Raw genomic sequence first — 21,964 nt, 5'->3', positions numbered from 1 at the left:
TTGGCCCATTGCAAGGGCCGTGACAGCGGCACCCGGGATTGATAGTGGGATGTCGCCCAAAGCATGCCCTTGGGCTCGACCCGAGGGTGCGCAGCGGTTTTGGGATAACGACATGCACAAAAAAGATCTAAGCCTGCGCTTTCGACCAACCATGGTGATCCATGACTGAGCCTCCGCTCAAAGGCATCCGCGTCATCGAACTCGCGCGCATCCTTGCCGGGCCATGGGCCGGGCAGTTGCTTGCCGACCTCGGCGCCGACGTGATCAAGGTCGAAAGCCCGGACGGCGGCGACGACACCCGCAAATGGGGACCGCCCTTCGTCATCGGCCATGACGGCGAGAACCTTTCGGCCGCCTATTACCATTCCTGCAACCGCGGCAAGCGCTCCATCGCCATCGATTTCTCGACGCTCGAGGGCGCCGAGAGGGTGCGCCGACTGGTCGCGACATCGGACGTGCTGATCGAAAACTTCAAAGTCGGCGGACTGAAGAAATACGGCCTCGACTATGACGGCCTGAAGAAAATCAACCCGCGGCTGATCTATTGCTCGATCACCGGTTTTGGCCAGTCGGGACCGTACGCGCCGCGCGCCGGTTATGATTTCATCATCCAGGCCATGGCCGGCATGATGTCGATCACCGGCGAAGCCGGCCGCGAACCGCAGAAGGCGGGCGTGGCTATTTCAGATGTTTTCACCGGGCTTTATTCGGTCATTGCCATCCAGGCGGCCCTTCGCCATGCCGAGAAGACCGGCAAAGGCCAGCATATCGACATGGCGCTCTTCGACACCCAGATCTCGACGCTCGGCAACCAGAACCTCAACTATCTCGTCTCCGGACAATCGCCGGTGCAGATGGGCAATGCGCATATGAACATCGCGCCCTACGAAGTGGTGCCGGTGAAAAATGGCCACATCATCCTGGCGGTCGGCAATGACGGCCAGTTCGCAAAGTTCTGCGCTGCCGTCGGTCTCGACGAGCTGGCGTCGAACCCTGACTTCGCCACCAATCCCGCCCGCGTCGCCAACCGGGCGAAGCTGCGCGAGCACATGATCGAGGCGCTGAAAGCCTTCGATCGCGACCCGCTGCTGGCCAGACTCGAGACAGCCGGAGTGCCGGCCAGCCCTATCAACAACATCGGCCAGATGTTTGCCGACCCGCAGACCATCGCGCGCGGCATGCGGCTCGACCTCGATGACGGCCATGGCAATCTCTTGCCCTCGGTGCGGGCGCCGATGGTCATGTCCGGCACGCCGCTGGTCTATGAGCGCCCGTCGCCGCGTCTCGGCGAACACACCGAAGAAATCCTTGCCGAACTGGAGAGGTCAGGAAAATGAAGACCGGCGGACAACTCATCGTCGATGCGCTCGAAGCCAACGGAACGGACCGTATCTATTGCGTGCCCGGCGAATCCTATCTGGCGGTGCTCGACGCGCTGCATGATTCACCGATCCGCACCATCGTCTGCCGCCAGGAGGGCGGTGCCGCAATGATGGCCGACTGCCATGGCCGCCTGACCGGCAGGCCCGGCATCTGCTTCGTCACCCGCGGCCCGGGCGCCACCAATGCTTCGGCCGGCATCCACATCGCCATGCAGGATTCAGTCCCCCTCATCCTGTTCATCGGCCAGGTCGCTAGCCACGCCAAGGGGCGCGAGGCATTCCAGGAGGTCGACTACGTCAGGTTCTTCGGCGATATCGCCAAATGGGTGGTCGAGATCGACGACGCCGCGCGCATCCCCGAATTTGTCACACGCGCTTTTTCGGTGGCGACGTCCGGCCGGCCCGGCCCGGTCGTCATCTCGCTGCCCGAGGACATGCTGACCAGCCTCGCCGAGGCACCGGAAGCCCGGCATTACACCCCTGTCGAGACGCGGCCTGGCGAAATCGAGCTCGACGCGCTGGAAGTGTTGCTCAACAAGGCAAAGCGGCCCTTCGTCATCCTCGGCGGGACGCGCTGGGACGCGGAGGCCGTTGCACGGATGCGGGCGATAGCCGAAGCCTGGTCGCTGCCGGTCGGCTGCTCCTTCCGCCGCCAGATGCTGTTCGACCATCTCCACCCAAACTATGCCGGCGATGTCGGCATCGGCATCAATCCCAAGGTAGCAACCGCCATCAAGCAGGCCGACCTTGTGCTGCTGATCGGCGGCCGCATGGGCGAGATGCCGTCGTCCGACTACACGCTGCTGAAGAGCCCCTACCCCGACCAGACGCTGGTCCATATCCATGCCGACGCCGGCGAACTCGGCCGCGTCTACCGGCCGGCGCTGGCGATCAATGCCTCGCCTGCCGCTTTCGTCGAAGCCTTTGCCAGACGCAAGCCGGCCGCAACGCCGGTGTGGGCGGCGGAGGCAGCGAAGCTGCATGCCGCGTATCTCGACTGGTCGACGCCACCGGAAAGTGGGCCCGGCGCCGTCCAGATGGGGCCGATCATGAATTATCTCGAAACGATGCTCCCGGACGACGCCATCCTCACCAATGGCGCCGGCAACTACGCCACCTGGGTGCATCGTTACCATCGGTTCCGGCGTTTCGGCACGCAAGCCGCGCCCACGTCAGGCTCAATGGGCTACGGCACGCCGGCGGCGGTCGCCGCCAAGCAGCTTTTCCCCGACCGCGACGTGATCGCCTTCGCCGGCGACGGCTGTTTCCTGATGAACGGCCAGGAATTCGCCACCGCCGTGCAATACGGGCTGCCGATCATCGTCATCGTCGTCAACAATGGCATCTACGGCACCATCCGCATGCATCAGGAGCGCGAATATCCCGGACGCGTCGTCGCTACGGATTTGAGGAATCCCGACTTTGCTGCTTTGGCCCGCGCCTATGGCGGCCATGGCGAGACCGTGGAAAAGACCGCCGACTTCGCGGCGGCCTTCGAGCGGGCGCGGGCCAGCGGCAAGCCGTCGATCGTCGAGATCAGGCTCGACCCCGAAGCCATCACGCCGACCCGCACGATGACCCAGATTCGCGACAAGGCCTGACAAAACAGGGCAGTTGCCCTGTTTTGTCGTCGTGATCTGCCTATTCGGCCTTCTCGATCTGGCCGCGGATCTCGCCGTCCGCGTGGGCCGCGGTGTGGATGTTGACGTAGTATTTGCCCGCCTCAAGATCGGTGGCCTGGGCATCGGTCAATGTCGCCGAACCCTTGATCGGGCTCTTCAGCTTGCCTTCGAACGGTACCACCGGGTCGGCGTTTTGACCCTTTTCCGCCGGGCCGTGAATGTGTGCGGCCTTCGCCGGTCCGCTGAGGCCGGAATATCTCACGGTCCAGCTGAGTTTCTTGGTGGCGGTGTTGAACCTGAGCGTGGCGGTGCCCTTGCCCTTCGTGGTGACGGGCGGGTTCTGCTGAGCACCATCGAGCGTCGCCGTCATCTTTACGGTTTCGGCCAGGGCCGGTGACACCGAGAAGATGGCTGCAGAAATGGCCAGCGCCGAAAGCATCGGCGTGAAGGACTGGATGCGCATGGAAACCTCCGTTGTGACATCCTTGAGTTGGATGCACCGGCACAACGATTTTGCGAGCGGATGTTTCCGCGGGTAACGTTCATTTTACCCCACTAAAAAGGGGCGGTCACCCGCCCCTTTTCCGCTACAAGCCAGTTTGACAGCCCTATTTGATGGCCTTGTCGGTGATCGCTGTCGTGTAGGCGCCGGTCGGCTCCTTGCTGATGATCTTCTGGTCGAGCAGCGCCTTGGCGGTGCGCTCGTAGGTCGCCGGATCGAGCTTGCCATCGGCATTGTCGATCAGCTTGGCGACTTCGCCCATCATCCGCTTTTGGTGGTTCTCGTCCTGGCCGCCATTGTCCATGACGATGCCGGCCGCCTCGTCGGAATTGTCGACGGCGTATTTCCAGCCCTTCATCGAAGCGCGCACGAAACGCACCATCTTGTCCTCGAAGGCCGGATCCTTGAGCTTGTCCTCCAACGCATAGAGCCCGTCTTCGAGCAGATCGTTGCCCATGGCGGAATAGTTGAAGACGGTTAGCTCTTCCGGCTTGTAGCCGGCGTCGATGAGCTGCCAGTACTCGTTATAGGTCATGACCGAAATGCAATCCGCCTGCTTCTGGATCAGCGGCTGCACGTCGAAGCTCTGCTTGAGCACGGTGACGCCGTCCGGCCCGCCGTCGGTCTTGAGGCCAAGCTTGTTCATCCAGGCATAGAACGGATACTCGTTGCCGAAGAACCAGACGCCGAGCGTGTGGCCCTTGAAGTCGGCTTCCGTCTTGATCGGGCCGTCCTTCGGGCAGACCAGCTCCATGCCGGCCTTCTTGAACGGCTGGGCGATGTTGACCAGCGGCACGCCCTTCTCGCGCGCAGCCAGCGCACCGCCCATCCAGTCGACGATGACGTCGGCGCCGCCGCCGGCAATAACCTGCTCCGGTGCAATGTCCGGGCCGCCGGGCTTGATGTCGACGTCGAGGCCCTCGGCGTCATAGAAGCCCTTGGCCTTGGCGACATAATAGCCGGCGAACTGTGCCTGGGTGACCCACTTCAGCTGCAGCGTCACCTTGTCTGCGGCCATCGCCTGGAACGCGGCAAGCGACATCGCGCCGGCCAGCATCGAAACAACAAGTCTTTTCATGTTTTTACCCTCTGAAGTTAGCGCCCTAAACCCACCGCCCCTATCCACCACGGACAGAGGGATGCCAAAACGTGATTGCTCTCTCGAAAAGAGCGACCACGCCATAAAAGACCGAACCCGCAAGTGCTGCAACTGCGATTTCCGCCCACACCATGTCGATGTTCATCCGCCCGACTTCCGTCGAAATGCGGAATCCCATGCCGACCACCGGGGTGCCGAAGAACTCGGCGACGATGGCGCCGATCAGCGCCAGCGTCGAATTGATCTTCAACGCATTGAAGATGAAGGGTGCCGCCGCCGGCAGCCGCAGCTTGAACAGCGTCTGCCAGTAGCTCGAGGCGTAGGTGCGCATCAGGTCGCGCTCCATATGGCCGGAGGCGGCAAGCCCGGCGACGGTGTTCACCAGCATCGGGAAGAAGGTCATGATGATGACCACCGCTGCCTTCGACTGCCAGTCGAAGCCAAACCACATGACCATGATCGGCGCGACGCCGATGATCGGCAGCGCCGACACCATATTGCCGATCGGCAAAAGCCCGCGCCGCAGGAACGGCACGCGGTCGGCGGCTATGGCAACGAGGAAGCCGGCGCTGCTCCCCACCACATAGCCGAAGATGACCGCCTTGAAGATGGTCTGCCTGACATCGGCCCCCAGCACCGGCAGCGAGCCGACGATGCGTGCACCGATGGCGCTTGGCGGCGGCAACAGGATGAAGGGAATGCCGGCACCACGCGTCACCGCTTCCCAGATGATCAGGATCCAGGCGCCGAAGATGGCCGGAATGATCAGGCGCAGGGCGGTTGACGCCCAGCGCGATGTCGGGCGAAACGACGACAAGACCGTTACGCAGCGCCAGGCCAAAAACCACGCCGCGGCGAGCAGCAGATAGAAGGAGCCGCGAGCGCTGCCTTCATTGCCGGTTATGCCGGCGAGCAGCATCCACGCCGCGCCGTGCGCGCCAAGGAACAGCAACACCACCCCGATCATCGGTGGCAAGTTGTCGGCTTCGATTGCCACGAGCAGCAAAATGAAAATCAAAACCGTAGTCGCCATGCCGTAACCGGGCGTAGCACTGACGAGCGGCCAAAGAAGCAGCGCGCCGACAAGCAGGACAAGCGCGGCATACCCTTGCCAGGATCGAGGGGTGATTGAGGAAAGGCTCAGGATGGAGCTCATGCCGGCCTCCCGCCCATGGCGCGGTCGACTAGGCGCCCGGCAATGCCGACCAGCATAACCAGCAGTGCCGCGACCACCGAGCCGGCAACCAGCGCCGACCAGATGTCGATCGTCTGGCTGTAGTAGGCGCCGGCGAGCAATTTGGCGCCGATGCCGGCGACGGCGCCGGTCGGCAGCTCGCCGACGATCGCGCCGACCAGGCTGGCGGCCACCGCCACCTTCATCGAGGTGAACAGGAACGGCACCGAGGCCGGCACCCGTAATTTCCAGAAGGTCTGCGAGGGACTGGCATTATAGGTGTGCATCAGGTCGAGATGGGTGAGCTCGGGCGAGCGAAGCCCCTTCACCATGCCAACCACCACCGGGAAGAACGACAGATAGGTCGAGATCAGCGCCTTCGGAATCAGCCCGGTGATGCCGACCGCCGCCAGCACGACAATGATCATCGGCGCCACCGCCAGGATCGGAATGGTCTGCGAGGCGATGATCCACGGCATCAGACTGCGGTCGAGCGTCGCCACATGCACGATGCCGACGGCGATGACGATGCCGAGCGCCGTGCCGAAGGCAAAGCCGAGCAGTGTCGACGACAGCGTCACCCAGGCATTGTAGACAAGGCTGCGGTTCGAGGTAATGCTGCGCAGAAAGGTGTTTTCGAAAAAATTTACCGCCACCTGATGCGGCGCCGGCAGCGTCGGCTTCGGCTGTGCCAGCGTCTTGCCGATGAATTCCACAATGCCCGGTGTCTGATTGGCGCGGCGGTCGAGATCGCGCTGGAACGGCGCGTTGAGGATGACAGCCATGACGTACCAGACGACGACGACGCCCAGGAGAATCGAGGTCACCGGAACAAGCTTGTCGCGGAAGCTATCCATCTAGCGACACTCGGGTGCTTGGCGCCCTCCTCTCCCCAACGGGGAGAGGGTGGCCGGAGCGAAGCGGAGGCCGGGTACTTTCGCCCCGGCAATCGTTTCTTTCGTCTTCCTAGGGCCGAGCAGCCGCGAAGCGGCGTGCGTAAAGGGAGCGCCCAACCACGCTTTCGTCATCCTAGGGCGAAGCAAGGAGCGAAGCGACGCGGCGCAGACCCTAGGATCCATGCCGTTACCTTCCCGCTCCGCAACGGTGCGGAAAATGGCTCCCTGCGCACCGCTCCGAGTGGCGCTTATTCTCGACTGTTTGCGCCCTTCGGCCGAAGTCACGGCATGGATCCTAGGGTCTGCGCGCGCCGCTTCGCGGCGGCTCCGCCCTAGGATGACGAAGGCGTGGGTGGCCGCTTCGTCGTTAGGCGAAGCCGGAATCCTGTCCTGCGCCTCAATCATCATAGCTGTGCCCTGCCCTCAGCCCGTCGCGCACCCGTGCCGCGATGGCCAGGAACTCCGGCGTCTCGCGGATATCGAGCGGCCGCTTTTTCGGCAGCGTCGATTCTATTACGTCGCTGACACGCCCCGGGCGCGGCGACATCACGATGATGCGCGTCGACAGATAGACCGCCTCGGGGATCGAATGGGTGACGAAGCAGATGGTCTTGTTGGTTCGTTCCCAAAGCTCCAGCAGCTGTTCGTTGAGGTGGTCGCGCACGATCTCGTCGAGCGCGCCGAACGGCTCGTCCATCAACAAAAGGTCGGCGTCGAAGGCCAGCGCCCGTGCGATCGAGGCGCGCTGCTGCATGCCGCCCGAAAGCTGCCACGGGTATTTCTTCTCGAAGCCGCTGAGGTTGACGAGGTCGAGGGTTCGCTTGATGCGCGCCGCCTGCTCCGCCCTCGACAGTCCCATGATCTCCAGCGGCAGCGCCACATTGCGCTCGATCGTGCGCCACGGATAAAGTGCGGCCGCCTGGAAGACATAGCCATAGGCGCGGCTCTGGCGCGCCTGCTCGGGCGTCATGCCGTTGACGGAAATGGCTCCCGATGTCGGCTTCTCCAGATCGGCGATCACGCGCAGCAAGGTCGTCTTGCCGCAGCCGGACGGCCCGATGAAGGACACGAATTCGCCCTTGCCGATGGTCAGGTCGACATTCGACAGCGCCTGCACCGGACCGTCATTGGTCTGGAAGGTCAGGCCAAGCTTGCTTGCCGAAACAACGGTTGGCGATGCTCCCGTCATCGGCCGTAGCCTGTCGCTTCCGGCCACTGCCGCGGCCGGAATCCCATTGATTTTACCCCGATGTTGCTTTCCACTCGCCCAGTCCTACTCGCCCCAGTTTTACTCGCCCCAGTTCTGCTCGCCCTTGTCGCATCAGATAGACGCCCGGAGTTGCCCCGATGTCGCCCAAACCCACTTGCCATCTTATCCGCCCTGAAAGCTCTTATGAAGGCAAACAGGGCCTGAGTTATTTCGCCGGTATCGCCGCCGAAACAGTCGGCTCGTCCGGCATCTGCATGCATCTGCTGACCATGCCTCCGGGCGCCCGCGCCAAGGCGCATATGCACGAAAACCATGAAACCGCGATCTATGTGCTCTCCGGCGAAGTTCATACCTGGTATGGCGAGCGGCTCGAACAGCACATCGTGGTCAAGGCCGGTGATCTTTTCTATATTCCCCCCGGCGTGCCGCATCTGCCGGCCAATCTGAGCGACAGCCCCGCCTCGGCGGTCATCGCCCGCACCGACCCCAACGAACAGGAAAGCGTCGTCCTGCTGCCGGAACTGGACGGGTTGGTCGCCTGACGCCGGCATCGAGGCAGCAGCCGTCATCGGCACCGTCACGAACATGATTTCAGCGGCCCTATCTCCTCAAGGCCGGGAATGGTCACGAAGAAACCGTCCCCTCCTTTGTTGATGACCTTGACGACATCAGTGCTCGTCCCCTCCTCGCCCTCGGCGAAACAGGTGGAACTCAACAACAGGGTGCCAGGCGCCGTCGTCAGTCGCTGTGCGAACTGGCAGCCGCTGCCATAGGTTTCGACGCCGTCGGCGGTCAGCACGACATAATCGTCGCTGTCCTGATAACCGAGCCGTACACCAACGCAACCGACCTCATTGCCAAAGGAGCCGGCAAGGACGTCCGCCGCCGCCGGCCCGGCGGCAAGGATCACCGCGGCCATTGAGATAATCGCTCCCTGGCTCGCCAAGCTCAAACGCCCGTCGCCGGGATGCCTGTCCGTTCCACCTTGCGCGGCGCGGAAATTTCCTTCCACGTCGACAGCGCCCGATTGACCGCCGCATTCGGTTCGCGAGCGACGAACTCGCCATGGCCGGGCTTTGCCTTGACTTCGTTTTCCTCGATCGACAGTTCGCCGCGCGAGAAGACGAAGCGCGGCAGGCCGGTTACCTCAAAACCTTCGAAGACATTGTAGTCGATCACCGACTGCTGCTTCTTGGCCGTGATCTTCTTCTTGCGCTTCGGGTCCCATACGAGGATGTCGGCGTCCGCGCCTTCGACGATGGCGCCCTTTTTCGGGTACATGTTGAGGATCTTGGCGATGTTGGTCGAGGTCACCGCGACGAACTCGTTCATCGTCAGCCGGCCGGTTTTGACGCCGGTCGTCCACAGCACCGGCAAACGATCCTCGAGCCCGCCCGTGCCGTTCGGGATCTTGGTGAAGTCGCCGACGCCGTTGCGCTTCTGTTTGGTGGTGAAGGCACAATGGTCGGTCGCCACCACTTGCAGCGACCCGGCCTGCAGGCCGGCCCACAGCGAATCCTGGTGCCATTTGTTGCGGAAGGGCGGGCTCATGACGCGCCGCGCCGCATGGTCCCAGTCCTTGTTGAAATATTCGCTCTCGTCCAGCGTCAGGTGCTGGACCAGCGGCTCGCCGAACACCCGCATGCCTTTCTGGCGCGCCCGGCGAATGGCCTCGTGCGCCTGCTCGCAGGAGACATGCACGACATAGAGCGGCACGCCGGCCATGTCGGCGATCATGATGGCACGATTGGTCGCCTCGCCTTCGACTTCCGGCGGGCGCGAATAGGCGTGTCCCTCCGGGCCGCTATTGCCCGCCGCCAGCAGCTTTTGCGACAGTGCCGCCACCACGTCGCCATTCTCGGCATGGACCAGCGGCAGCGCGCCAAGGTCGGCGCAGCGCTGGAACGACGAATACAACTCGTCGTCGTCGACCATCAGCGCCCCCTTGTAGGCCATGAAATGCTTGAACGAGGTAATGCCCCTGTCGACGACGGTGGCCATCTCGTCGAACACCTGCTTGCCCCACCAGGTGATCGCCATGTGGAAGGAATAGTCGCAGGACGCCTTCGAAGTCTTGTTGTCCCACATCTGCAGGGCCTCGAGCAGAGACTGCTGCGGCGCCGGCAGGCAGAAATCGACGACCATCGTCGTGCCGCCGGCAAGCGCGGCGCGCGTGCCGCTCTCGAAATCGTCGGACGAATAGGTGCCCATGAACGGCATTTCGAGATGGGTGTGCGGGTCGATGCCGCCCGGCATCACATAGCAGCCGGTGGCGTCGAACTCGTGGTCGCCATGCAGGTCCGGGCCGATGGCGATGATCTTGCCGTGCTTGAACAGCACATCGGCCTTCCACGTCCGGTCGGCGGTGACGATGGTGCCATTCTTGATGACTTTGGACATTTTCTTGTTCCCTTATTCTCTTCGCGCTTCTTGCGAGCGGCGTTGCGAGGCGGCAGCTATCCCATCATACGACAATCACCGCCGTGTCGACCACCGCATGGAACAGCACGTCGGCGCCGGCCGCCGCCCATTCCTTGGTGATTTCCTCGGCCTCGTTGTGGCTGAGACCGTCGACACAGGGGCACATCACCATTGCGGTGGGTGCAACGCGGTTGATCCAGCAAGCGTCATGGCCGGCGCCGGAGACGATGTTGCGATGCGTATAACCCAGGCGCTCCGCCGCATCCCGCACAGCCTTGACGCAGCCCGCGTCGAAGGTGACCGGATCGAAATGGCCGACCTGATCGATTTGATATTTGATGTCGAGCGCGTCACAGATCGTGTCGATGCCTTCGCGGATGCGGCCGTCCATGGCGTCCAGCACCTCCTTTTCCGGCGAGCGGATGTCGATGGTGAAGACGGTGCGCCCGGCAATGATGTTGCGCGAGTTCGGATAAACCTCCATATGGCCGACCGCGCCGACGGCGTCGGGTTGGTAGTCCATGGCGATCTCGTGCACCAATTCGATCACGCGCGCCATGCCGAGCCCGGCATTGCGGCGCTTCGGCATCGGCGTCGAGCCGGTATGCGCCTCCTTGCCGGTCAGCGTCACCTGCAGCCATTTCAGTCCCTGGCCATGGGTGACGACACCGATGTCGATGCCCTCATCCTCGAGGATCGGGCCCTGCTCGATGTGCAATTCGAAGAAGGCGTGGATCTTGCGCTCGCCGACTTTCTCGGTACCCTTCCAGCCGATCCGTTCGAGCTCCTCGCCGAATTTCTTGCCGTCCTTGTCGACATGCGAATAAACGTCGGCCTGATCGAGCACGCCGGCGAAAACGCCGGACGCCATCATGGCCGGCGCAAAGCGCGCGCCTTCCTCGTTGGTCCAGTTGGTGACGACGATCGGGTGCTTTGTCTTGATGCCGAGATCGTTGAGCGAGCGCACGACCTCCAGGCCGCCGAGCACGCCGAGCACGCCGTCATACTTGCCGCCGGTCGGCTGGGTGTCGAGATGGCTGCCGACATAGACCGGCGGCAGGCTGGGATCGGTGCCTTCGCGGCGGGCAAACATCGTGCCCATCTCGTCGACGCCCATTTCGAGCCCCGCCTCATCGCACCAGCGCTTGAACAGGTGCCGCCCTTCGCCATCCTCGTCGGTAACGGTCTGGCGATTGTTGCCGCCGGCAATGCCAGGGCCGATCTTCGCCATCTCCATTATCGAATCCCACAAACGGTCTGAATTGATTCGCAGATTCTCGCCGGGGGCGGCCATATTCTAAAACCTCATTGGTTGCGGCACGCCAGCGTCCCCCTCCCCCTCGAGGGGAGGGTGGCCGCGAAGCGGTCGGGTGGGGTCGGCTGACATGCGCGCGACCTTCTCCTTGACCACCTGTGCGACATGCCAAGCGCTGTTTATGACATCGGGCTCATCGACGCGAAAGATGTCGAACCCAAGCGATCGCAGATAGGCATCACGGACGGCGTCGTGCCGTTTGCCCTTCTCCTGTTCGTGCAGATCACCATCGACTTCAACGACCAGCTTTACCGCAAGGCAAGTAAAGTCGACGATATAAGGCCCGATCGGACACTGGCGGCGGAATTTCATGCCGGCCGATTTCAATTCGCGCAGTTCATACCAAAGCAGCGATTCGCCTTTGGTCGCATGAACTCGAAGCGCGCGCGCCTTTTGGCGCATTTCGAAGCTCACGCGGGTCCGGGGCATCAGAGACACCTATGCGGCCGAAGGTCAGGTTGGCGCGCTGCCGCACCGACCCCACCCGGCCGCTTCGCGGCCACCCTCCCCTCGAGGGGGAGGGAAAGCTGCACCTGGTTCAATCCACCGCCCTCAGCACTTCGCGCACATGGTCGATCAATTCGTTGATCTGGCCCTTGGTGATGATCAGCGGCGGCGACAGCGCGATGATGTCGCCGGTGGTGCGGATCAATGCACCACGCTCGAACGCCTTCACAAAGGCCGAGAAGGCCCGCTTCGTCGGCTGGCCGGCGATCGGCGCCAGCTCGATTGCACCGATCAGGCCGATGTTTCTGATATCGATGACGTTCGGCTCGCCCTTCAGCGAGTGCAGCGCGTCCTCCCAGTACGGCGCCAGTTCCTCGCCGCGCGTCAGCAGCCCCTCTTCCTTGTAGGTGTCGAGCGTGCCCAGCGCCGCCGCGCAGGCGATCGGATTGCCCGAATAGGTGTAGCCGTGGAAGAACTCGATCATGTGCTCGGGGCCGGTCATGAAGGCGTCGTGGATTTCCTTCTTGACGAACACCGCGCCCATCGGGATGACGCCGTTGGAGACGCCTTTGGCGGTGGTCATGATGTCCGGCGTGACGCCGAAATAGTCCGCGGCAAACGGCGTGCCGAGACGGCCGAAACCGGTGATGACCTCATCGAAAATCAGCAAGATGCCATGCTTGGTGCAGATCTCGCGCAGCTTCTGCAGATAGCCCTTCGGCGGCAGGATGACGCCAGTGGAACCGGCAACCGGTTCGACGATGACGGCGGCGATGGTCGACGCGTCGTGCAGGGCGACGATGCGCTCCAACTCGTTCGCCAATTCTGCGCCGTGCTCGGGCACGCCCTTGGTGAAGGAGTTCTTTTCCGGCAGATGCGTGTGTGGCATGTGATCGACGCCGCCGAGCAGCGTGCCGAACATCTTGCGGTTGGTGACGATGCCACCAACCGAAATGCCGCCGAAATTAACGCCGTGATAACCGCGCTCGCGGCCGATCAGGCGGGTGCGCGAGCCCTCGCCTTTTACGCGGTGATAGGCGATCGCCATCTTCAGCGCGGTCTCGACCGATTCCGATCCGGAATTGGTGAAGAACACATGGTCCATACCCTTCGGCGCGATGTCGACCAGCCGGTTCGCCAGCTCGAACACGATCGGGTGGCCCATCTGGAAAGCGGGTGCATAGTCGAGCTCGGCCGCCTGGCTCTGAATCGCCTCGGTGATCTTCGGACGGCAGTGGCCGGCATTGACGCACCACAGGCCGGCGGTGCCGTCGAGAACCTTGCGCCCGTCGCTGGTCGTGTAATGCATGTCCTTGGCCGACACCATCATGCGCGGCGCCTGCTTGAACTGCCGGTTTGCCGTGAACGGCATCCAGAATGCGCTGAGATCGTTCGGCGTGACTTTCAGCCGGTTGGACATGACCAAGACTTCCCCTTGTAACCTGTTTCGGTGCGGCTGACGCTTGGTCTTTCCAACACTTGGTCTTCGCGACGTTTTCGTGCTACGCAAATTTTTGACCGGTTGGACAAACGTTAGCACCGCCTTATCAGCGGTCAAGGGATTACTAGCGGAAATGCGGCTTTCGAAGTGCGCTCCACAGGGCGGAGAAAAACTGGTCCAGAGAATTGGTCCAGACACTCCTCGCAGTGAAGGTTTTTCGAGGTGACGGGGGCGGTCGAAAGCTCCGCTCCTCGCCGCACCCGCATCCAGCTGGAAAAGCGCGAGCTCATCCTCGAGGCGGCGCTCGAAGTCTTCTCGACCAACGGTTTTCGCGGCTCCACCATCGACCAGATCGCCGAAGCCGCCGGCATGTCGAAGCCGAACCTGCTCTATTATTTCCGCCGCAAGGAGGACATCCACGAGACGCTGATGCAGCGGCTTCTCGACACCTGGCTGGCGCCGCTGCGCGAACTCGACGACATCGGCGATCCCTTGACCGAACTGCGCAGCTACATCAGGCGCAAGCTCGAAATGGCGCGCGACTTCCCGCGCGAGAGCCGGCTGTTCGCCAACGAGATCCTGCAGGGCGCGCCGCGCATCATGCCGATGCTGGAGGGCGAGTTGAAGACACTGGTCGACGAGAAGGCCAACGTCATCAAGGGCTGGATGCGCGCCGGTAAGATTTCCCGCACCGACCCCTGGCACCTGATCTTCTCGATCTGGGCGACGACGCAGCATTATGCCGATTTCGACGTCCAGGTCCGCGCCGTGCTCGGCCCCGACCGCGGCGGCGATGGCCGCTTCGAGGATGCCGCAAGATTTCTCGAGCAATTGTTCATCGAGGGGCTGAAGCCGAAGGGCTAGCCTTGATGGTTCACGCGCTGCGCCGCTCGGCCGGAAGCGTCTCCAGCAGTTGTTCGAGCTTGGCGATCGAGTTCTGCTCGGCGAGCGGCGTGTAGACGATCAGCTTCATGTCCGAGCCGTCATCGATCGACAGGCTCATATGCTCGAACGCCATGGCGCCCGCTATCGGATGCCTGACATGCTTCACACCCGATAGGTTGCGGGCGACGTCGCGTAGCGGCCACCAGGCGCGAAACTCCGGGCTCGAGCGCGTCATCAGCGCGATCAGCCGCTCGAAATCCGGATCGCCGACATATCTGGCGCTTTCTGCCCGGAATGACGCCAGCACGGCACGCGCCAATTCCTCCCAGTCGACGAGCAGGCGCCGATGCTGCGGGCTGGTGAAAACCATGTGGACGATGTTACGGGCATCGCCTTCCAGCAGACCATAGTCGCCGAACACGGCTGCCGCGGCAGAGTTCCAGGCCAGCACGTCCCAGCGCCGCCCAACGACATAGGCCGGCTGCAGGACCAGGCTCTGCAGCATGTGCAGCAACGGGCCATCGACCTTTTCCGGCGCGTCGACGCGACGCTCCGGCTGCGGTCGGCCGGCAAGGATGAACAGATGCCGTTGCTCGGCCGCGTCCAGGCGCAGCGCCTGGCTGAGCGCCGTAAGCACTTCCACCGACGGCCGAACGTCGCGGCCCTGCTCCAGCCAGGTGTACCAGGTCGTGCCGACGCCGGCGATCATCGCCACCTCTTCGCGCCGCAGCCCGGGTGTGCGCCTGCGCAAGCCGGTCGAGATGCCCGTGGCCGAAGGCGTCAGCCTTTCGCGCCGCGAGCGCAGGAAGGCGCCAAGCTCGCGGCGGCGGCTGTCTTCGGCGGAGTGCGTGGTGGAATCCATCGGCGCTATTATAGCAGTATCGATACCAGGATAAAGTTTGAACTGTTTGGCAAGTGGCTGGTGCCCCATCTTTCCGCTCAGAACGATGAGACGGAGGCTCTGAACATGGAACTGAAAGACAAGACAATCCTCATCACAGGGTCGACCGACGGCGTCGGCCGCGTCGTCGCGCAAAGGCTCGGCGCCGGCGGCGCCCGCATCCTGGTGCATGGCCGCGACGCGACTAGGGGCAAGGCGATCGTGGCCGAGATCGAAGCCGCCGGCGGCAAGGCCGAGCTTCTCGTCGCCGATCTCTCCTCCCTGGCGGAAGTCCGCCGCCTCGCCGAGGCCGTGCGCGCAAGGACCAAGCGGCTCGATATCCTTATCAACAATGCCGGCGTCGGCACCGCCGGCCCCAACTCCAAACGGCAGGTCAGCGCCGACGGCTACGAACTGCGCTTTGCCGTCAATTATCTCGCCGGCTTCCTGCTCACCACGGAGCTGCTGCCGCTGCTCAAGGCCAGCGCGCCGGCGCGGATCGTCAACGTCGCCTCGGCAGGCCAGCAGGCGATCGATTTCGACGACGTCATGCTGACCCGCTCCTATGACGGCGTCCGTGCCTACTGCCAGAGCAAGCTGGCGCAGATCATGTTTACCATCGATCTGGCGGAGCAACTGAACGGCACCAATGTGACCGTCAACAGCCTGCATCCGGCAAGCTACATGAACACTACGATGGTGCGGCAGGCGGGCATCACGCCGTGGAGTTCGGTCAAAACCGGCGCCGAGGCCATCATCAATCTCGCGACGTCGCCGGCGCTCGAAGGGCGAAGCGGCCTCTATTTCGACGGCCAAAGAGAATCCCGCGCCGATGCCCAAGCCTATGACGCCAAGGCGAGGCAGCAGTTGCGCGAATTGACCCTCGGCCTAGTCGGGCTCGCACCCGCTTCCGCAACATCGAAGAAAGAAAATTCATGATCGAGAAAACCAGTCACACCGTGGTCGTCGGCGGCTCCTCCGGCATCGGCCTCGCCACCGCGAAAAAGCTGCTCGGGCCGGGCATGAAGGTGACGATCACCGGGCGCAACCGGGAAAGGCTCGACAATGCATGGCACAGCCTTGGCGGCGCGGTCGAAAGAGCTGCCTTCGATGCCGCGAAGCCGGACGAGGTTCGCCGGTTCTTCAGCGATCTCGGCCCTTTCGATCACCTGGTGCTGGCCGCCAGCGGCGGCAAGGGGCTCGGCCCGTTCGAAACGCTTGACCTGACCGACATCGGCGGCGGCGTCGACGAGAAGGTCCGGCCACAGCTCTCCTGCCTGCAGGCCGCCTTGCCGACGCTGAACAAGAGCGGTTCGGTGACTTTCATCTCGGCGGTGTCGGCGCAATTGTCGGCGCCGGGTGTCGCCGGCATCGCCGCCGTCAACGGCATGCTGCTGACCGTGGTGCCGATCCTGGCGATGGAGCTGAAGCCGTTACGCGTCAATGTCGTGGCACCGGGTGTCATCGACACGCCATGGTGGGATTTCCTGCCCAACGATCAGCGGCAGGCGGTGTTTGCCGAGTATGCCGGCAAGACGCCGGTCGGCCGTATCGGCCGGGCCGAGGACGTCGCCGAGGCGATTGCGTTCCTGGTTTCGAACAGCTTCGTCACCGGCCAGGTCCTGACCTGTGATGGCGGCTTGCGGTATGCGGCGTAACGGGCTACGTCGACGCGATGATCGCTGTCAAAGCAAGTGCGCGATCAGCGCCAGAAATCCTCCGGTCAGCGCGACGTTGCCGACAAAGCCATTGATACGGGACGCGCGCTCGGGCCCCTGGTGATCCCAGAAGTTATGGAACATCGGCGTGGCGACAATCAGGAACAGGATCAGGCATGCCGCCGCCGGAGCGGTCCAGATGCCCGCGATCACCAGCACTCCGGCGACGATCTGCAGGACAATCCCCAGCCACAGCACCAGCCGTGCCTGGGGCACGCCGCGCGTCGTCATCAATTGGGTCACAAAGGCCGCGTTCTGAATGTTGCGCAGGCCGGCAAAGACAAAGGCGCCGCCGAGCAGCAAGCGGGCGGCGACTAAAATCTCACTATCAAAGTTTGAAAACATGCTGTCGGTCCTTGGGCAGAAAAGAGGCGCGCGGCGCTAGGCCGCGCGCCTGGTCCATGGTCAAGCGGCCATGATCGCCGGCATCGGATGGATTGCATGGAACGGAACGCAAAGCCGGTTCCAGGTGTTGATCATGCCGAGCGCAACCGACAGCTTGACCAACTCTTCCTCCGAGAAATGCTTGAGCGTCCGTGCATAGAGTTCGTCCGACACACCGTTGTCGGCGATCCTGGTCAGCGCATCGGTCCAGGCGAAGGCTGCGCGTTCGCGCTCTGAAAACAGCGGCGATTCCTTCCAGGCGGAGACGAGATAGATCCGCTGCTCGCTTTCGCCTTCGCGGCGCGCTTCGCGGCTGTGCATCTCGACGCAATACGAGCAGCCGTTGATCTGCGACGCCCTGAGCTTGATCAGATGCAACAGGCTTTTTTCGAGCCCGCATTCGTCGACTGCCTTGTTGAGCGCCGACACCGCCTTCATGATCTCCGGCGCCGCGCCGAAAAATTGCAGCCTCTGTTTCATCGTCTGTAGCCTTTCATGCTTGCTTGGTTGAACTTGATTTCTGCGGCCGCTGGTGGCGCTCGACGAAGGCACAGTTGGCGGCGACCGAACGGGGATCGGCATCGGTCGTGTATTCTGCCACGATGTCGGACAGCCGGGCGTCGGCGAGCGCGGCGCGATAGGCACGCTCGGCCTTCAGCATGGCCACGTTGATGCCGCAAGGTTTGACATAGACCGAGGCATCGAGCTTCGCCGGGCCGCGCTGGCGGATTTCGGCGCAGCGGAATGCCGGTTCGCGCCCTTCGACGGCCAGCACGATATCGAGCAGCGTTATGCGTTCCGCCGGCCGCGCCAGCCGGTAGCCGCCGGACGGCCCCGGCACCGATTCCAGAATGCCCGACGCCGTCAGCGCGTTGAGATGCTTTAGGAGATAGCTCGGCGACAGCCCGAACGCTTCGGACATGGCCGCACCCGGCAAGGTCGCGGCGCCATCAACACCGGCAAGCATCGCGGCGCAATGAATGGCCGCTTCGACGCCTTCGCCCAGCTTCATTTCGCTCTCCTGTTCATGGATATAGATTATCGTGGATAGTTTTTATCCGCAATAGGAAAATTAAAAAGCGGCGCCCGTGAACGCCGCTTTTTTTCGCAATGCTATTCCGCCGCCACCTTGGCCATCGGATTGTTCGGATGCGTCGTCCAGTTGGCATAGATCGGCGACACCGGCTTGCCGGTGCGCTGATCCATCACACCGACCGCCAAAGGCTCCATGGTGATGCAGTTCTCGACCGGACAGACATTGACGCAGAGATTGCAGCCGACGCATTCGGCCTCGATCACCTCGAAATGCCTGACGCCGTCCACCATGCTGGTGATCGCCTGGTGCGCGGTGTCCTCGCAGGCGATGTGGCAGCGGCCGCATTTGATGCAGGCGTCCTGGTCGATATGCGCCTTGGCGATGTAGTTGAGGTTGAGATACTGCCAGTCGGTGACGTTGGGCGTGGCGCGGCCGATGATGTCGTCGAGCGTGGCATGGCCCTTCTCGTCCATCCAGTTTTCCAGGCCGGCCATCATCTCCTGCACGATCTTGAAGCCATAGGTCATCGCCGCCGTGCACACCTGCACATTGCCGGCGCCGAGCGCCATGAATTCGGCGGCGTCACGCCATGTGGTGATGCCGCCGATACCGGAGATCGGCAGGCCCTTCGTTTCAGGGTCGCGCGCGATCTCGGCCACCATGTTCATGGCGATCGGCTTCACCGCCGGACCGCAATAGCCGCCATGCGAACCCTTGCCGTCGATCGTCGGCTCCGGTGCGAAATTGTCGAGATTGACGCCGGTGATCGAATTGATGGTGTTGATCAGCGACACCGCATCGGTGCCGCCGGCAAGAGCGGCGCGTGCCGGCTTGCGTATGTCGGTGATGTTGGGCGTCAGCTTGGTGATCACCGGCATGCGGGTGTTGGCCTTGCACCAGCGCACCACCATTTCGATGTATTCCGGCACCTGGCCGACCGCCGCACCCATGCCTCGTTCCGACATGCCATGCGGGCAGCCGAAATTGAGCTCGATGCCGTCGGCGCCGGTCTCCTCGACCACCGGCAGGATCGCCTTCCACGCGTGCTCCTCGCAAGGCACCATCAGCGAGACGACAATCGCCCGGTCCGGCCAATCCTTCTTGACCTGCTTGATCTCGCGCAGGTTGACCTGCAGGTCGCGGTCTGTGATCAGCTCGATGTTGTTGAGGCCGAGCAGACGACGGTCGGCGCCCCAGATCGCGCCGTAGCGCGGACCGTTGACGTTGACCACCGGCGGCCCCTCTTCGCCGAGCGTCTTCCAGACAACGCCGCCCCAGCCGGCCTTGAAGGCGCGTATGACATTGTAGGCCTTGTCGGTCGGCGGCGCCGAGGCCAGCCAGAACGGGTTCGGCGACTTGATACCGACGAAATTGTTGCGGATGTCTGCCATGCTCATGCCCTCCCGTTCGAGGTCAGTGCCCGATGAATGCTTTCCGCCGCGTCGCGGCCTTGCGCGACGGCCGAGACTGTCAGGTCGTCGCCGCCAAAGATGCAGTCGCCGCCGGCCCAGACGTTTGGCAGCGACGTGCGGCCTTCGGCGTCGACCTTGATGCGGCCGGCTTCCAGCGCGATCTCCGCACCGCTGCCGTTGAGCGCAGCCGGGACAAAGCTCTGGCCGATTGCCTTGAACACCTGGTCGGCGGTCAGCGTCAGCCGCTCGCCGGTGCCGACGAGCCGGTCGCCGTCCATCGCGGTGTATTCGAGCTCGATCGCCGACACCTTGCCGCCGTCGGCAATGACCCGCTTCGGCTGCAACCAGTGCCGGATGATGACGCCGTTGGCGGCAGCCAGATCCTGCTCGAATTCGGAGGCGTTCATGTGCTCGGGGCCGCGCCGATAGCAGATCGTCACCTCTTCGGCTCCGAGCAGCTTCGATTGCACCGCCGCGTCGATCGCCGTCATGCCGCCGCCGATGACGACAACACGCCGGCCGACTGGCAGGCTGGCCAGATCACTGGCCTGACGAAGCTCCGCAATGAACTCGACAGCATTGGTGACGCCTTGCGCCTCCTCGCCATCCGCTCGCAAGGCATTGACGCCGGCAAGCCCCATGCCGAGGAACACCGCATCGTAATTCCTGGTCAGGTCCGACAGCTGGTAATCACGGCCGAGCGCCTTGCCGTTCTGGATGTCGATGCCGCCGATCGACGTGACATAGTCGACTTCGGCCTGGGCGAAATTGTCGACGCTCTTATAGGCCGCGATACCGTACTCATTGAGGCCGCCGGGCTTCGGCCGGGCTTCCAGGATGGTCACGTCATGGCCGTAGCGGGCGAGCCGATGCGCGGCTGCAAGCCCGGCCGGTCCGGCGCCGACCACGGCGACCGTTTTGCCGGTCGGTTCGGAGCGCTTGTAGAACTGCTTGCTTTCGGCCATGGCGACATCGGTGGCATAGCGCTGAAGGCGGCCAATCTGCACCGGCTTGCCTTCTGCCACCTCGCGCACGCAGACCTCTTCGCACAGCGTCTCGGTCGGGCAGACGCGGGCACACATGCCACCCAAAATATTCTGGTCGAAAATCGTCTTGGCTGAGCCGATCGGATTGCCGGTCGAAATCTGGCGGATGAACAGCGGGATGTCGATCGAGGTCGGGCATGCATTCATGCACGGCGCGTCATAGCAGAAATAGCAGCGATCGGACTCGACCAGTGCCTCGTGATGATCGAGCGGTGGATGCAGGTCGGCAAAATTATCGGCATATTGCTCCGGCGAGAGCCGCCCGCCGGCAATGCCTTGCTTGAACTGGCCTTCTGGCATCATCAGTTCCCCATGTTCTTGTTTTGGGGAAGGCTAGCACGTTTTATTTTTTTATCAATTGGTCAATTTTCGGCGCAAGCAACTGAAAAGCTTCAACAAACATGACAATAATAGTCATGTTTTCCAAACGGCCATGCGTCACGAAGCAGGTACGGAACCGCGTTCAGGACCGCCGACCCAGAAGCCCAGCGCCCTGACTGTGCCTTGGGCCGTATGCACGGGAAGCCACCTGACCGAACCGATGCTCTCGCGGTCGTCGATCTCGCGCCGCAACAGCCTTTCGACCTGCAGCGGTTTTTTCGCCTTCCGGCAAGCGGTAGATGACGCCGTTGCATCGCCCGCCCCGCTCGAGCGCCATCATCAGCCCGGGCTGCTCGACGCTGCCGCGCCAGCGGACCATGTCGAGACAGAAGGACCGGTGCCAGCCAAACGTGGTAGCGCGTTGTCGTTCGACGGACTCGAAGGCCGGCTTCCAGATCAGCGAACCATAAGCGAACACCCATAAGGGGGCCTTGTCTGCTTCGCCTGAGAGACGCAAGGCAAGAGCCCGGAAATCTTCGTCGGTCAGCTGCGTCCAGCTGCGGTCGGGGCCGAGATCGGTCTCTTCCCGATGGCACAGTGCGACAAGTTCGGAAGTGAGCGACATCCGGCGCATGGATCAACAACCCCTCGTTGACTGCAAGCAAAATCGAAAACCGCAGGGCGCGCAACCCGGTAACATTTCCAATTTGCCGTCATCTTTTTTGGTTGGCTGTCGGATTTTCGTCGTGAAGATCGTCTTAGAATAGATCGCG

Annotated in this window: 22 protein-coding genes and 1 pseudogene; 6 read left to right on the top strand and 17 right to left on the bottom strand. The window is 62.9% G+C overall.

Annotated elements, in window-relative coordinates; all coding sequences use genetic code 11:
• The first annotated feature begins 161 nt into the window (after positions 1-161).
• Together NKH13_RS13335 and NKH13_RS13330 are read left to right on the top strand one after the other, a co-directional pair.
• On the top strand, positions 162-1,337 hold the full coding sequence (locus NKH13_RS13335; protein WP_352912736.1) for a CaiB/BaiF CoA transferase family protein: 1,176 nt from the start codon (positions 162-164) through the stop codon (positions 1,335-1,337).
• The gene (locus NKH13_RS13330) at positions 1,334-2,983 is read left to right on the top strand and encodes a thiamine pyrophosphate-binding protein (protein ID WP_352912735.1); all 1,650 of its coding nucleotides are present in this window, start codon (positions 1,334-1,336) and stop codon (positions 2,981-2,983) included. The genes NKH13_RS13335 and NKH13_RS13330 overlap by 4 nt, the downstream gene beginning before the upstream one ends.
• A gap of 40 nt (positions 2,984-3,023) precedes the next feature.
• Here NKH13_RS13330 and NKH13_RS13325 read toward each other — a convergent pair whose 3' ends face one another.
• From NKH13_RS13325 to NKH13_RS13305, 5 genes are all read right to left on the bottom strand, one after another.
• Positions 3,024-3,467: a CHRD domain-containing protein gene (locus tag NKH13_RS13325; RefSeq protein ID WP_352912734.1), complete on the bottom strand. Its 444-nt coding sequence runs from the start codon at positions 3,465-3,467 to the stop codon at positions 3,024-3,026.
• A gap of 145 nt (positions 3,468-3,612) precedes the next feature.
• Complete coding sequence (locus NKH13_RS13320; RefSeq protein ID WP_023675876.1) at positions 3,613-4,584, bottom strand: ABC transporter substrate-binding protein; 972 nt, start codon at positions 4,582-4,584, stop codon at positions 3,613-3,615.
• Between the two features lie 40 nt (positions 4,585-4,624).
• The gene (locus NKH13_RS13315) at positions 4,625-5,761 is read right to left on the bottom strand and encodes an ABC transporter permease (RefSeq protein ID WP_352912733.1); all 1,137 of its coding nucleotides are present in this window, start codon (positions 5,759-5,761) and stop codon (positions 4,625-4,627) included.
• Positions 5,758-6,636 carry an ABC transporter permease gene (locus NKH13_RS13310; protein ID WP_352912732.1) on the bottom strand — a complete coding sequence of 293 codons (879 nt, stop codon included), beginning with the start codon at positions 6,634-6,636 and terminating at the stop codon, positions 5,758-5,760. Before NKH13_RS13310 ends, NKH13_RS13315 begins: the two co-directional genes overlap by 4 nt.
• A 436-nt stretch (positions 6,637-7,072) precedes the next feature.
• The gene (locus NKH13_RS13305; protein WP_352912731.1) at positions 7,073-7,864 is read right to left on the bottom strand and encodes an ABC transporter ATP-binding protein; all 792 of its coding nucleotides are present in this window, start codon (positions 7,862-7,864) and stop codon (positions 7,073-7,075) included.
• A gap of 158 nt (positions 7,865-8,022) precedes the next feature.
• Here NKH13_RS13305 and NKH13_RS13300 point away from each other — a divergent pair, with 158 nt between their 5' ends.
• Positions 8,023-8,427 carry a cupin domain-containing protein gene (locus NKH13_RS13300; protein WP_352912730.1) on the top strand — a complete coding sequence of 135 codons (405 nt, stop codon included), beginning with the start codon at positions 8,023-8,025 and terminating at the stop codon, positions 8,425-8,427.
• A 35-nt stretch (positions 8,428-8,462) separates the two neighbouring features.
• On the opposite strand, the gene NKH13_RS13295 is transcribed toward NKH13_RS13300, so the two are convergent.
• The 5 genes from NKH13_RS13295 to aptA all read right to left on the bottom strand — a co-directional run bounded on the left by NKH13_RS13295 (position 8,463) and on the right by aptA (position 13,488).
• On the bottom strand, positions 8,463-8,804 hold the full coding sequence (locus NKH13_RS13295) for a hypothetical protein (RefSeq protein ID WP_352912729.1): 342 nt from the start codon (positions 8,802-8,804) through the stop codon (positions 8,463-8,465).
• A gap of 29 nt (positions 8,805-8,833) precedes the next feature.
• Positions 8,834-10,285: a dihydropyrimidinase gene (gene hydA / locus NKH13_RS13290; RefSeq protein ID WP_352912728.1), complete on the bottom strand. Its 1,452-nt coding sequence runs from the start codon at positions 10,283-10,285 to the stop codon at positions 8,834-8,836.
• A 64-nt stretch (positions 10,286-10,349) separates the two neighbouring features.
• On the bottom strand, positions 10,350-11,600 hold the full coding sequence (locus tag NKH13_RS13285; protein ID WP_352912727.1) for a Zn-dependent hydrolase: 1,251 nt from the start codon (positions 11,598-11,600) through the stop codon (positions 10,350-10,352).
• A 3-nt stretch (positions 11,601-11,603) separates the two neighbouring features.
• Positions 11,604-12,035 carry an endonuclease domain-containing protein gene (locus NKH13_RS13280; protein ID WP_352912726.1) on the bottom strand — a complete coding sequence of 144 codons (432 nt, stop codon included), beginning with the start codon at positions 12,033-12,035 and terminating at the stop codon, positions 11,604-11,606.
• 124 nt (positions 12,036-12,159) lie between these two features.
• Entirely contained in the window at positions 12,160-13,488 is a 1,329-nt protein-coding gene (aptA, locus tag NKH13_RS13275) for an omega-aminotransferase AptA (protein WP_352465212.1), read from the bottom strand.
• A gap of 243 nt (positions 13,489-13,731) precedes the next feature.
• Here aptA and NKH13_RS13270 point away from each other — a divergent pair, with 243 nt between their 5' ends.
• Positions 13,732-14,373 (top strand): TetR family transcriptional regulator C-terminal domain-containing protein, encoded by a 642-nt coding sequence (locus NKH13_RS13270; RefSeq protein ID WP_352912725.1) that lies wholly within the window; start codon positions 13,732-13,734, stop codon positions 14,371-14,373.
• A gap of 10 nt (positions 14,374-14,383) precedes the next feature.
• Here NKH13_RS13270 and NKH13_RS13265 read toward each other — a convergent pair whose 3' ends face one another.
• A complete protein-coding gene (locus tag NKH13_RS13265) occupies positions 14,384-15,256 on the bottom strand; it encodes a helix-turn-helix transcriptional regulator (protein ID WP_352912724.1) in 873 nt (290 codons plus the stop codon).
• 105 nt (positions 15,257-15,361) lie between these two features.
• Between NKH13_RS13265 and NKH13_RS13260 the strand changes: the two genes are divergently transcribed.
• Positions 15,362-16,213 (top strand): SDR family oxidoreductase, encoded by an 852-nt coding sequence (locus tag NKH13_RS13260; protein WP_352912723.1) that lies wholly within the window; start codon positions 15,362-15,364, stop codon positions 16,211-16,213.
• Positions 16,210-16,932, top strand: coding sequence for an SDR family oxidoreductase (locus NKH13_RS13255; protein ID WP_352716893.1), 723 nt, complete (start codon positions 16,210-16,212; stop codon positions 16,930-16,932). Before NKH13_RS13260 ends, NKH13_RS13255 begins: the two co-directional genes overlap by 4 nt.
• 27 nt (positions 16,933-16,959) lie before the next feature.
• Here the strand turns inward: NKH13_RS13255 and NKH13_RS13250 are convergent, their stop codons facing one another.
• The 6 genes and pseudogenes from NKH13_RS13250 to NKH13_RS13225 all read right to left on the bottom strand — a co-directional run.
• A complete protein-coding gene (locus NKH13_RS13250; RefSeq protein ID WP_352716895.1) occupies positions 16,960-17,337 on the bottom strand; it encodes a DoxX family protein in 378 nt (125 codons plus the stop codon).
• Positions 17,338-17,397: 60 nt separating this feature from the next.
• On the bottom strand, positions 17,398-17,856 hold the full coding sequence (locus tag NKH13_RS13245; protein ID WP_352912722.1) for a carboxymuconolactone decarboxylase family protein: 459 nt from the start codon (positions 17,854-17,856) through the stop codon (positions 17,398-17,400).
• A gap of 13 nt (positions 17,857-17,869) precedes the next feature.
• A complete protein-coding gene (locus tag NKH13_RS13240; protein WP_352912721.1) occupies positions 17,870-18,388 on the bottom strand; it encodes an RrF2 family transcriptional regulator in 519 nt (172 codons plus the stop codon).
• A gap of 101 nt (positions 18,389-18,489) precedes the next feature.
• Entirely contained in the window at positions 18,490-19,803 is a 1,314-nt protein-coding gene (gene preA / locus NKH13_RS13235; RefSeq protein ID WP_352717103.1) for an NAD-dependent dihydropyrimidine dehydrogenase subunit PreA, read from the bottom strand.
• 2 nt (positions 19,804-19,805) lie between these two features.
• Complete coding sequence (locus NKH13_RS13230; protein ID WP_352716900.1) at positions 19,806-21,170, bottom strand: NAD(P)-dependent oxidoreductase; 1,365 nt, start codon at positions 21,168-21,170, stop codon at positions 19,806-19,808.
• Positions 21,171-21,323: 153 nt separating this feature from the next.
• Positions 21,324-21,825, bottom strand: a pseudogene (locus tag NKH13_RS13225) (gamma-glutamylcyclotransferase); the annotation flags it as partial.
• Between the last annotated feature and the right edge of the window lie 139 nt (positions 21,826-21,964).

This window comes from Mesorhizobium sp. M1348, assembly GCF_040317925.1.
In the GTDB taxonomy this organism is placed as follows: Bacteria; Pseudomonadota; Alphaproteobacteria; order Rhizobiales; family Rhizobiaceae; genus Mesorhizobium.
This window is presented reverse-complemented; position numbering and strand designations above follow the sequence as displayed.